Source organism: Shewanella sairae (genome assembly GCF_023283535.1).
Classification (GTDB): domain Bacteria; phylum Pseudomonadota; class Gammaproteobacteria; order Enterobacterales; family Shewanellaceae; genus Shewanella; species Shewanella sairae.
On record NZ_JAKILT010000088.1, the window covers coordinates 1 to 11,155 of the forward strand.

Consider the following 11,155-nt stretch of genomic DNA (forward strand, 5'->3'; position numbering starts at 1 on the left):
GTTCGGTACTGTCTTTTCGTATTCATGCTTACCTCAATTGTAGGCTCTATTATCCACAATCAAGGTGTCCAGATCGATTAGACCAGAATACTCGATGCCGGCTTTACCGTAATAGGCAATGAGTTCTGTATCAAAACAATCGCCTACTCCACCACACAAGCCACACATTCCTAGTTCAGAAAGAAAATAGTTTTTAATTGGTTGGCAATTGTCGCAGACATTAGGGTTTTGAGTGGGTTGTTCCATAATTCATCTCTGCGGGGAAAGAGGTAAACATCCAGGTGTTTACAGTGAATGTAGGCTCTTATATTTACCAGAAAAAGCAGTTATTGGTAAACAATATAGCCAAAGCGGTAAACTTTTAGCCTAAATCAGTAAATTATTACCAGTCATTTTAAGCTTTTACCAGTGATTCTATACTCAGTGGTAATGGCATTTTAAAATAAAAAGCGGCTTGGCAGGGTGAAAGACCACTGCCACGAAAAGCGCGTGACAGCTTTCAGGCGTCTCGCTCTGCTTACATTAGGAGGTATCTTAATAATTAACCACTCCCATATACAGCAGCAACTCATCAATACCGCTATAGTCTGTTCGTATAGCAAGAGGAATTATACTCACCCCCCACTTCACACCATCAGGCTTAGAGCACGAAATTTCGTTATAGAAAAAATTATTGTTTATATAATAATTAAGTTTATTTCTCTGAAAAGAAGATACTATTAAATCTTTTTTAATCGAGTGTGAAGATGCATTATCATAAGATGTCAACATATTATACTTAAGCGTACTATCTGACATTTGCTCAATAACCGCTCTATTCAAATAATGCCTTTTCAAATTTTCCTCAGAGTGAAGTTGTACTCCTCCACTAAACGGAATGATTGATAAGACGCCATTACTCAACTGGCAAAGCCTTTTCAAATTATATGCAGGAGCACCTACCTGCTCTTCCACCTCCAAAGCTGGTCTATATAAAAAATATGATGGGTCCCCTCCAGAACCTAATAAAATATTATATCCAGGCTTGTCAATATTGTAGCTAGCTTGATCCATAAGAAATTCAGAAACGTCAGAATCAGCAAAACCCAATAAAAAATTATCAGACTGTTTAGTTGTTAACAAACTACTACACCCTTGGAGGCAAACAATTAACACTAAAACCACAAGTTTCATCACATATTCCTGTATCTATTATTTACGTTTATTCACATCAACAACCCAAATAATCCCAACGCCTAATATTCCGCACACTACAGCACTTAATGTCGCAGATATTCGGGGGGGGGGTAGCACTCACTTTTTAGTCAGGCAAATACGAATTACAATCATCTAATAAGTTTCCATTTGAAACTCTCGCTATATCTAAATGTTCTTGGTATTGCATCATCCCTGACTTAACAAGGCGTTCGAACAAATCTAATGTCAATTGCTTCACATGATTATGGTCCTTACACGTTTCGAACGTTTCCCCATATTCATACTCAGGATTTATTAATGAAAAATCACTCTCTTTTATGTGCATCAACTCATGATACAAAACCGTTTCTAATTGATTTACATTTGAAAACAGGCCTTCATTTAACGTAATTAAATACCCGTCATTGTATAACTTGGTATAAGCACCTGCTGCATATATAAATTTATTCATAATATACATTGAATAGCCCTCTTCCTTAATTAGAAAAGTAAGCTTTTCATTTTCAATTAACGTGCACACGGAGGGTACCAATGAGCACAGTTTATTCGAAGCGGAGCTTATTTCTTGTTGCTGCACAAGAGAAGGCTTGATATGGTTATTATTATAGTCTTCATCAAATAAAATAATATCCATCCCAAAGAAACTTAAAAACAGCATAGCGCAAATTATCTTAATATTTGCTGTATTCACTTTTAGCCTAATTTTAATGCACCCAATCTTCATAGACCAATCCATCAACTCGGGAAAACTCTCTGGTATTATTGGTAACCAACACACATTCTGCAGCAATTGCATGACCAGCAATTGAAGTATCATTATTTCCTATTGGCGTTCCCTTGAAGTCTAATGATTGCTTTACTTCAATAGTGGCATCTACAGCAGCTCTATCCCAGGGTAAGATTTCATCAACTCTAATGAGAAACGCTTCGACGATCAATCGATGCTTAGGTGATGCTTTCTTACCTATTACTCCAAACTGCATTTCCTGATATGTTATCGCGGAAATCACAATCCGATGCTGTTTCTTTACCGCTGAAGCTAACTTTTCCAGCACAGCGATTGGTTGCTCTCTCATTATAAATGAACAAATACACGTATCTAGCATATAAGTGATCTTTTTACTCAAAACTCACCCTGCCTTCATCAACTAAAAATTCTTCTCGTTCAACAATGAAATCATCATCAGCTTTTTCACACTCGCCAAAAGATAACCAGTCCGGTCTATTCGGCTTAAGAATGATTACATTTCCTAGTTTTTGGATCTGGAGTTCACAAACCCCATCAAACTCCATATCTTTCGGTAACCTTACAGCCTGATTATTACCATTTTTAAAAATCGACACGGTTCTCATATTCTGTCTCCTTAACGCAGTTTACATATGCTTAGTATATGCTTACGCCTGCATATGTCAAACATATGCAGCAAGTCTTGCTAGGATTTATTAACGGTGTCTAGCCTGGATACATCAATTTTTTCCTTTATCGAACGAATACTATTCGTTTGTTCGATACAGCAGTATTAAATTCAATAGCACTGAACTATCAAATGGGTACACCCATGAGATACCTATAATTTTTAGCAAATAACACTATCACACAAGTATAAAACCCATTTATGATAGTACTATATCACTAACTCTAAGGCTTAAAGATATGTCATTAGTTGGATACGCACGAGTTTCGAGTTCTGATCAAGATTTAACGATTCAACATCAAGCTTTGAAGTCTGCCGGATGTAAAAAAATATTTTCTGAAAAAGAAAGTGGCTCACGACAAGAGGGGCGTATTCAGTTGGATGCTTGTCTGAATTATCTTCGAGAAGGTGACATTTTAATTGTCACAAGGATCGATCGACTTTCACGCAGTCTCCGTGATCTCCAAAATATGGCTCACGAATTAAAAGAAGCCGGTATTAATTTAAAGGCCACAGAACAGCCAATTGATACCAGTAGTGCCGCTGGGAATGCTTTTTTTAGCATGCTTGGCGTGTTTGCAGAATTTGAAACGACTCTACGCAAAGAGCGGCAAATGGAAGGTATCGCCAAGGCCAAATCAGAAGGGAGATATAAAGGACGTCAACCAACGGCGATGGCAAAGTCACATCAGGTGATCAGCTTGATAGAGGAAGGGTTTACTCGTCAAGCAGTAGCTGAAAAGTTAGATATTGGTATTGCCAGTGTTTATCGGGTCCAGAAGGAATACCTAAAAAATAACCCTACCTGCTTATTACCAGGTTCTCGTTCGAGGACTCCCACTCTAGAATAATAGTGTGTTCTGTGCACCCAAATAACATCAGGACACCAACCAGCAGAAAAAGCGGTTTCATTGGGGTTCTTACTCGATGACGGGGAAAGTTGGTCCCAGGTGCAGAGCCTACTAAAATGCAGTCGTTCGACTATCGCGAAAGCTGCAAAATAAATCACTTATACAAAAAAGGTCGCAACATATTGCGACCTTCTACTAATCAATTAATTTATATATTACAGTTTATTCAGTACAAATACCGTCTTTCCCGTAACATCGAGCAATTCAAGTTGCCCCATATTCGTTTCACCTAGAGCAATAAGCGGGATTGCTCTATCTATTGAATTGGCCTGGCGCATCAATGACTCAGGACACATCATTCTAGTGCTACCTTTGGCGGTTAACTTAATATCATTCCCTTCAACGCCATACTGACCAAAGAAGTTATTACAGCTGTTATTCCCGGCTACGCGTCCATCAACGTCAAACTTCAGGCTAGCAGGGCTGTCTACGACAGGCGTTCCCATCACAGATTCAATCTGCCAATCGCCGATAATTGCGGTCTCTAAGTTCTCACTAGATAAACTCTGACATCCAGATAAGAGTAATATCGTGCTCGCAAGCATTAATTTTTTCATTGTTATCTCTTCATACTAAATAGCGCTGACTTTAGCGCTAACTAAATAGTTAAAATTTTCCTACATTTAGGACCTTTGACACGTTCATTAACGCATCATAGGCCGAAGGAATTTCACCGTCATTGATTGTTGGAGGACCTTCATCAATCCCATAAAACTCAATGTGCACACTAGGATATGGATTATCCCCGTTGGCCATAATAATAGTATTCGTCAACATTTGTTGAACTTCATCGAGCGCTTGGTTCTCGGCATATAGCCAATACTCTTTCGCCTCGTCATCAGGCGAAAATACACTGACTTCAAAGCCGTAGGTGTAAACACCTTTATATAACACTGGCTCTTTAGCGTTTTCCGTACACCCAAATAACACCAGGACACCAACCAGCAGAAAAAGTGGTTTCATTGTTCAGCCCCCGATTTAAACAAATCCATTAATTCTATAGCTATTATATCTGCTTTAAATCTAACAGCATCAGAAACGGGCTGTTCTGCCAAATCACCAATATGGTAAGGATATGGCGAACTCAATAGTCTACGAGATTGAATGGTAACGGTAATATCAGGCTTGGTGGCACATTCAGGGCATAGAACGACACCACAATCGGAATAAGCGTGTAATGGCACTGCACTATCTCTACGACGCAACAAACAATACTTTATACAACACTCGGGATAGCCGCATAGCAAGCCATTTGTAGCATGAGCGATAATCTCACTCTTACTCATAAACTCCCCAAATAGTGTACTTTTTATGTCTGTCATGTGTTTCCTCTATTTAGGTTTGTGCTGACTTTCGCTGCAAAAAATGCTTACTGCGCATTACTAAAATAAACAGCTTTTTACTTTAGAACGCTGGCCAATCCCAGTCGATAAACTTCTGGAACTGCCCTCCAAGCTCTCCAGAGGCGTGACGGTCAACTAAATATCGATGATAACCATATGTCTTACCATGGGGCACGGCTTTAAAATTATTAGCCACATAAGGATCAAACGCACCTAAATCACCTACTGTATCGATATCAGTATTAATAGTTTTCAACCATGTGACCATTACAGTTTTTGCACCTGTTCGTGCAATATATTTTCGAGCCGACTCTAACGAGTATCCTTTAGTGCATATGTCATCAACTAATAGAACTGTTTTCCCCTTTTTTACAGGAGTATTTCTGTAGGTCGTTCTAAAATTTTTAATGGGTAACTTATTTAATTTTATCGTATTAAGCTGATTCAGATGGTCTAAGGCAACACCTTTATTTCTAGTTGTTTGGGATTTCAAAGCTGTAGTGTGGCGCTCAATAAGATTATGCAAATACCCTTTTCTAAAACACTTGCCAAAAGTCATTAAGTCGTCATTCATTTTGTCATTACCAACACCAGCACCATGACCAGGATAAGCAGCAATAAAATCAATTTTTTTATGAATTCCAGTAAAGTACATGCTTGTAACTAGAGCTGACAGCCAAAAATCAGGATGACCCATGCCAAATTTAGCTGCCGCACGAGCATCTTCAGAGTAAGGTCTATATTGCTGAAGATAGGTACTAAAAGGGGCTAAACAATAGTATTCGAAATCACCATCAATAATTTCGTGACTCCAAAAGTGCTCCCTCAAACAAAGCGTATCAATAAATCGAGCAATTTGTTTAGGCTCTGAAAACTCAAAGCCATAATCAGTACCTTGGTTGTACCAAGCAGCCTTTAGAAATAGTAGCCCACCATTTACAGCAGTTCGCATGTCATTTTCAGTACTACCGATATATAGAGCCTCACCATCTTGCCAGCCCATTTGTTTCATCACGTGCGCTGTGGAGGCTGCTTGCGGCTTTGGTGGTACAGTATTATCTAAATGACGACTAAAAATCATAAGCTCTGGAAACCGCTCTTTTAAAGCAGCAAAAAGACATCTACCACCAGTAACCGTCCATTGTTGGTTTGAAAGTAAACAAGGGGTAATTCCTTTCAATTTGAAGAATTTCATTAACAACTCAACTTGCGCAAAAACAGTTTTGTCGCTATCCCCTTTGTTCAACAACACATCTTCTATACTTAAAATAACGCCTTTAAGTTTAACTGCCATACACACTCCTAATCTAGGTCAAATGGTAACTGCTGGACAGATTTAGGATCGACTAAATGAAACTCATCCGATTTGAAATTGCGTATTATGTCCATTAACGCGCTACCCTCTTGCGGAATCATAAAAGTTTTACCTTTCTCAAAAGATTGCACCGAAAGTAACTCATCCTTGTTATTAATGCTTTTGGGTAAATAAGGCATCAGCAAATGACGCCCAAAATCTTTAGTAAACTTTACGGTATGAGCTGTACCGCTTTTTATTTTCCACTCAACAGGGATAACTGCGTTAGCCAGGCCTGCTTGTATTCTGTTTCGTCTAACAAAATTTTCCGCACTGTAACTTTGCTTTAAAAGATACTCAGAAACTATCGTTCCACCTTTTTGCAGTATCTCAGCACGAACTTTATCTGAACCTTTAGGGTAGTTGCTGTCTATACCCGTTCCTAAAATAGCTACCGTAGGAACATCAAACCGCATTGATTCAATATGTGCTTTCTGGTCTATACCTTCAGCTAACCCGCTAACTGTCACCACATCAGTGTCAGCTAATGCAGATACGATATATTTGGTAAGCCACAGACCATCCTCAGAAGTCTTTCGACTCCCAACTATGGCGACTGATGGTTTATAGAGGTTATTGAGATTCCCTTGCACAAAAAGCCACATTGGAGGGTTTTGAATAGCTCTGAGCTGGGGAGGGAAAGCGTCCTGCTCATTGAAAATAACACCAATACCTTGCTTACCTATTGAAGATGCTATTTCCATGCCTATAGCCCAGTATGCATTTTGTATAATTACCCAATCTTGAGGCTCCTTAATATCTTCATCAGCGTAGACGATACCTAAGGTTTTTTGAAAGTACTCAACATCTGTTGAGAACAGTAGGTCGTGAAACCTAACGCCACCTTTAGCAAGTTTATTAAGTGTGTGGAAACCTACCCCTTTTATTGTCTGTAAAGCATAAAATGCCACAGCCTCCAGCTTCCAGCGTTTATGACTAAAATCGGTCATTATGCTTACCCTTTACTTAGTTAAATTAACTTAATGGCAAACTCCACCGCAGGAGCCTGCGGATAAATCAACTCTAAGGCTCTGGATGCACTAAAACCAACTTACCATCATTTATTTCTGCACTTCCGAAGTGCTCAATTTTTTGTAGCAAAACGCCCTGTACTTTAGTGGTTAAAGCTTCGGCTGGTAAGTTGTAAGTTGTTGTTTTGTTATATTGCTTTTTGTCATCCCCAGCCTCAAGACCAATGCTCTCAATAGGATTATTTAAATCTTCTTTCATACTCAGTTTCCTATCGAGCTAGTTGATAATCGCGAATAAGGCTTTCTAAAGGAATTTTAAGCCCTTCATTAAGCTTTCTGATCATACCTATACTAAGGCGTCTTTTGTAGCTTAAAACCTCACTAACTCGGCTACGTTGCCCCAAGTAAGGTACTAAGTCGGCATCTTCTAATCCCGCTTGTTCCATTCTAAAACGAATAGCCTCTACTGGATCTGGCGCACTAATCGGGTAGTGAATTTCTTCAAACGCTTGAACCAATGTAACCAATACATCTAGCTCATCACCTTCAGGTGTATTCGGCTGTGCATCCCAAAGCTGCTCTATACGCTCTAAAGCGGCTTTGTTGTCGCTCTCTGTCTTAATTGGTTTAATGCTCATATTCTTGCCCTATTAAATCGTTGCTGAATCTACTTTGTCGTATTCAGCATGGGTTCCAACGAACCTGATGTAACACATCTTAAACTGATAATTCACCGCCACAATTAGACGGTATTTATTGCCGTGAATATTAAAAACAACGCGGTTATTCCCGACAAAACTAGCATTTCGATACAAAGCCTTTATATCGTGAGAACTATCCCAGTCAGCGTGTTTAGCTTCGTCAAACCACGCTTTTAATGGCTGCTCTGCATCTTGATACTTGGGTTGCTCCCAAAAAGCTTTTAAAGCCGCTCTAGATACAATCCTCATGACATATTCCCATTATGGGAAACAACTAAATAACAGTCAAAGATTATTTTCCCTTTTTGGGAAAATGACACGATTTTATTATCATTTCTAGCATCAATGAAAAAAGCTCTCATATCTTAAACCGCCTCATTTCCCTAAGAACCCTTCTTAAAAACGAGGTTTGAGTTTTACTCGGTATCAATGTCATATTATTCTATTCGCAAACAAGGCGTTAACGGTTTCTAACTGGCTAAGCCAATGGTGGGTGTCAGTGCAGCGCATTGCAACTGTTGATGCTATCAAAGGATAAATGTTATTTAGGTTAGCTTGGTTAAAAATTGGCTCATGGTGTGCGATTCTATTACGTAGCTTACGAATTTTGAAACAAGCTTCTTTTAGTTGCGTTCTGATCTCCTGAACAGTCAAATGCGGGGCGTTCGGAAAGGTCGCATTGATATATGGTTTCCAAATGCGTCCATCGTGGCGCTTTGTTAGCATTTCCTCAAAAAAATGAAGCTTAAGCTCTGGAAGTATTTTTCCAAGTCCTTGGTAGCCATTATCGCTATATAATGCAGTTACAGCACGTCTATTCTTAGGTGTTAAGGAGTTAAGAAAATAGTCATTTGTAGGCCAATCGGCCCCGTATCGCTGGCTTATCGCATCACTAATAGCATTGCGCAACGTCACCTCATAGATATGTAAAGGTACAAGAAAACCAGCAGCTAACTTTGCATTCCATTCATAAAGACTTAATGCCGTCTTGATGCAGTCATTCCCTGTATGACTTACAACCGCGTTTCTATATGTTGCAAAGCGGCTTATCGATAACGTTTGCTCTATTGCTTCGTATGGCATTGACAGTCCTAAGATCGATTTATATTGACGATACCGTCAGTTTTGTTCTAATATTGTCTTGAGCGCTTTGGATATTCCTGCTTCGGCAGCCCACCAAAGACATAAGATAAAGATTAAGCCCACGACTTTTGTTGTGGGTTTTTTCGTTTATATCATCCACTTTATCTTCTTGTACACTTCTCACGCCTGTTCTGTTTTTTCATTTTTCTTTTAATAAGCCATTCTGTAATAGGTTTAGTCATGACATCTTGAGCTTACTAGCCTTCTCCCGCCCCGCGTCGGTTAATCTAAACGAAAGTGTTAACGACTTAAGATTGCGATGCATGTGAACAAGGCCATGCTCATTAAGCTTATGGCAAGAAACTCTAAAGTTTGTCCCAAACACCTCAGTGTTGCGACTTTGATTAACCATCATTAAAATATCGGTTGCCGCAATAGGCTTTACCACGCCACGAAGTTCTAGCTGGTACAGCACAAATAGGATATCTTTCTGAACAGAAGATATTCTCATCAACCCTCCTTAATCATGTGTGACATGAATTAAGGTATCATCTCCCTTCTGCAGAATATATCCGGTTTACAAGTATTTTAGAGGGGGACGTTCAATAAGAATGCGCTCTCGTTGCCGTTCATTAAACACCTGCAGCATAAGACTGGCGACACGACTGGCTTTAAACGCTTGTTTATCGTGATAACCAGGGCACCAATAATTGCGCGTATCGGTTGTATTCTTAGTGCCTAATCCTTTACAGGTGACACATTGCCCACTGACAGCATAGCGACTAGGGGTTTCTTTATTGCAACCATCACAGCGGTGGTAAGACGTATACGTTCGTTGTTTTTTACACTCAGCGGCGAGACATTCCGCTTCAATCGATAACCGTTCTTGAGTCATTTCAGTTCTAATTAGTAATATACATCCAGTACCCAGCTGACTAGGGCGGATTTTGTTGTTATAGGCTTAGAGGCAAACTCCATCACCTCTTTACCTTCAAACCGGCCAGTGATGAGCGCGCTCCCTTTTTCAACCGTCCAGTAATGACTACTCTGCTTCGCTTTAAACTGACCATCTTGTTCTGTTAACTGAAAATCTCTTGAATTCAATGTAAATCCTTATGGGGTTGTAATGGTTTATGGTTGCCCAGGCAGTGTTCCAGGTCCAATTTAATTAATCGGGTATTCATTATATCCGGGTGTTCGTAATACACATCCCCTTTCGCCGGTGCAATCTGTAATGTTAGATGTTTAGCGATATCATCGTCATCAGAGTCGGGCGCCCCAATTAGCCATATTGGGTATGTGCTCACAAAGGCTTCTAATTCGAACTTGTTAGCCATTTCATGCAACTCTCTCGCCGTATTGATTTCAGTAACAAAAATTAATCTCGCAATGATTTCATTACATCGAGAGCAAGGGAATAATTGACTCTCAATAGCTTGAACACCTTTCGGTAAGTGTTCCGGTCGCACTGCAGAGCGCTGCGGCGAGTGCAACGCATTATCCATGATTAATGCATCTGTCATCTGCTGCGCAATAAAAGCGATAACGGCTTTATTATCGGCAGTATCGATAGTCAAATAAGGTTGGAGTTGCGTATCACCATGGATGGTTTCACTCAATGTTACGCCCCCAATCTCCCCCATGTTTATATGTGAGATAACATAGGTCTTGTCGTGCCGGCTCACCGTTATACCAGGAGGAAGGGATAATTTTTTAGTGCTTGTCATATGTCACTCACTCGATACAACGAAAGCGGAAAGACGGGCTTAGGGTCTCCAGCCACTTGTAGCGGTAACCGTTTTATTATCAGCGATAGTACAACATATTGATTGAATTTAAAAAGCGGCTTGGCAGGGTGAAAGATAACATCGCTCATCGCGCTGCTTTCAGGCGTCACGCTTCGCTCCCATTAAACCCTTGGTTTAATCAAAGAGCGCAATGAATTCCCCTTACTGAGGTATGTAGAGTATCGCTACATCTATTTTAATAATGAGGTTTCTAACTGCCTCGCTTTGCACGTGATTGGGCGAACCTGGCGCGACGCTGATAGTTGTCTTCATCGTATTGCACCAGGCATTTTTTTACTTCGCCGGCTTCCAATTGAGCTTTGTTTTTAATGAAGAACAACGGGGATGTCATCGCCTCAAGCCTTGAGACCACTTGAGCAGCCGCGACAGCAT

The 11,155-nt window shown here is 40.0% G+C and carries 19 protein-coding genes and 2 pseudogenes; 2 read left to right on the plus strand and 19 right to left on the minus strand.

Annotation, left to right across the window (positions count from 1 at the left end; genetic code table 11):
* Positions 1–33: 33 nt before the first annotated feature.
* From L2748_RS21960 to vapB, 5 genes are all read right to left on the minus strand, one after another.
* Positions 34–246, minus strand: coding sequence for a hypothetical protein (locus L2748_RS21960; protein ID WP_220783127.1), 213 nt, complete (start codon positions 244–246; stop codon positions 34–36).
* Positions 247–534: 288 nt separating this feature from the next.
* Entirely contained in the window at positions 535–1,173 is a 639-nt protein-coding gene (locus L2748_RS21965) for a hypothetical protein (RefSeq protein WP_220783126.1), read from the minus strand.
* A 127-nt stretch (positions 1,174–1,300) separates the two neighbouring features.
* A complete protein-coding gene (locus tag L2748_RS21970) occupies positions 1,301–1,921 on the minus strand; it encodes a putative metallopeptidase (protein WP_248957751.1) in 621 nt (206 codons plus the stop codon).
* A complete protein-coding gene (locus tag L2748_RS21975) occupies positions 1,902–2,324 on the minus strand; it encodes a type II toxin-antitoxin system VapC family toxin (RefSeq protein ID WP_246616272.1) in 423 nt (140 codons plus the stop codon). Before L2748_RS21975 ends, L2748_RS21970 begins: the two co-directional genes overlap by 20 nt.
* Positions 2,317–2,550: a type II toxin-antitoxin system VapB family antitoxin gene (vapB, locus tag L2748_RS21980; RefSeq protein ID WP_220783124.1), complete on the minus strand. Its 234-nt coding sequence runs from the start codon at positions 2,548–2,550 to the stop codon at positions 2,317–2,319. The genes L2748_RS21975 and vapB overlap by 8 nt, the downstream gene beginning before the upstream one ends.
* A gap of 301 nt (positions 2,551–2,851) precedes the next feature.
* Here vapB and L2748_RS21985 point away from each other — a divergent pair, with 301 nt between their 5' ends.
* Positions 2,852–3,463, plus strand: coding sequence for a recombinase family protein (locus tag L2748_RS21985; RefSeq protein WP_220783123.1), 612 nt, complete (start codon positions 2,852–2,854; stop codon positions 3,461–3,463).
* Positions 3,464–3,520: 57 nt separating this feature from the next.
* Positions 3,521–3,616: pseudogene (locus L2748_RS24570) on the plus strand (recombinase family protein); the annotation flags it as partial.
* 62 nt (positions 3,617–3,678) lie between these two features.
* Here the strand turns inward: L2748_RS24570 and L2748_RS21990 are convergent.
* The 14 genes and pseudogenes from L2748_RS21990 to L2748_RS22055 all read right to left on the minus strand — a co-directional run.
* Entirely contained in the window at positions 3,679–4,080 is a 402-nt protein-coding gene (locus L2748_RS21990; RefSeq protein WP_220783122.1) for an META domain-containing protein, read from the minus strand.
* Between the two features lie 49 nt (positions 4,081–4,129).
* Positions 4,130–4,486 (minus strand): hypothetical protein, encoded by a 357-nt coding sequence (locus tag L2748_RS21995; RefSeq protein WP_220783121.1) that lies wholly within the window; start codon positions 4,484–4,486, stop codon positions 4,130–4,132.
* On the minus strand, positions 4,483–4,845 hold the full coding sequence (locus L2748_RS22000) for a hypothetical protein (RefSeq protein ID WP_220783120.1): 363 nt from the start codon (positions 4,843–4,845) through the stop codon (positions 4,483–4,485). Before L2748_RS22000 ends, L2748_RS21995 begins: the two co-directional genes overlap by 4 nt.
* A gap of 82 nt (positions 4,846–4,927) precedes the next feature.
* On the minus strand, positions 4,928–6,160 hold the full coding sequence (locus L2748_RS22005; RefSeq protein ID WP_220783119.1) for a phosphoribosyltransferase family protein: 1,233 nt from the start codon (positions 6,158–6,160) through the stop codon (positions 4,928–4,930).
* An 8-nt stretch (positions 6,161–6,168) separates the two neighbouring features.
* Positions 6,169–7,170, minus strand: a complete 1,002-nt coding sequence (locus L2748_RS22010) for a DNA-processing protein DprA (protein ID WP_220783118.1) — start codon at positions 7,168–7,170, stop codon at positions 6,169–6,171.
* A gap of 73 nt (positions 7,171–7,243) precedes the next feature.
* Positions 7,244–7,450, minus strand: a complete 207-nt coding sequence (locus tag L2748_RS22015) for a hypothetical protein (RefSeq protein ID WP_220783117.1) — start codon at positions 7,448–7,450, stop codon at positions 7,244–7,246.
* A gap of 10 nt (positions 7,451–7,460) precedes the next feature.
* The gene (locus L2748_RS22020) at positions 7,461–7,829 is read right to left on the minus strand and encodes a helix-turn-helix domain-containing protein (protein ID WP_220783116.1); all 369 of its coding nucleotides are present in this window, start codon (positions 7,827–7,829) and stop codon (positions 7,461–7,463) included.
* Positions 7,830–7,841: 12 nt separating this feature from the next.
* Positions 7,842–8,141 carry a type II toxin-antitoxin system HigB family toxin gene (locus L2748_RS22025; protein ID WP_220783115.1) on the minus strand — a complete coding sequence of 100 codons (300 nt, stop codon included), beginning with the start codon at positions 8,139–8,141 and terminating at the stop codon, positions 7,842–7,844.
* Between the two features lie 183 nt (positions 8,142–8,324).
* On the minus strand, positions 8,325–8,975 hold the full coding sequence (locus tag L2748_RS22030; protein ID WP_220783114.1) for an Abi family protein: 651 nt from the start codon (positions 8,973–8,975) through the stop codon (positions 8,325–8,327).
* Positions 8,976–9,213: 238 nt separating this feature from the next.
* Positions 9,214–9,486 carry a helix-turn-helix domain-containing protein gene (locus L2748_RS22035; RefSeq protein ID WP_220783113.1) on the minus strand — a complete coding sequence of 91 codons (273 nt, stop codon included), beginning with the start codon at positions 9,484–9,486 and terminating at the stop codon, positions 9,214–9,216.
* 66 nt (positions 9,487–9,552) lie between these two features.
* Positions 9,553–9,870, minus strand: coding sequence for a hypothetical protein (locus L2748_RS22040; protein ID WP_220783112.1), 318 nt, complete (start codon positions 9,868–9,870; stop codon positions 9,553–9,555).
* 11 nt (positions 9,871–9,881) lie between these two features.
* Positions 9,882–10,079 (minus strand): hypothetical protein, encoded by a 198-nt coding sequence (locus L2748_RS22045; protein WP_220782962.1) that lies wholly within the window; start codon positions 10,077–10,079, stop codon positions 9,882–9,884.
* The gene (locus L2748_RS22050; protein WP_248957752.1) at positions 10,076–10,594 is read right to left on the minus strand and encodes a hypothetical protein; all 519 of its coding nucleotides are present in this window, start codon (positions 10,592–10,594) and stop codon (positions 10,076–10,078) included. Before L2748_RS22050 ends, L2748_RS22045 begins: the two co-directional genes overlap by 4 nt.
* 379 nt (positions 10,595–10,973) lie before the next feature.
* Positions 10,974–11,155: pseudogene (locus tag L2748_RS22055) on the minus strand (hypothetical protein); the annotation flags it as partial.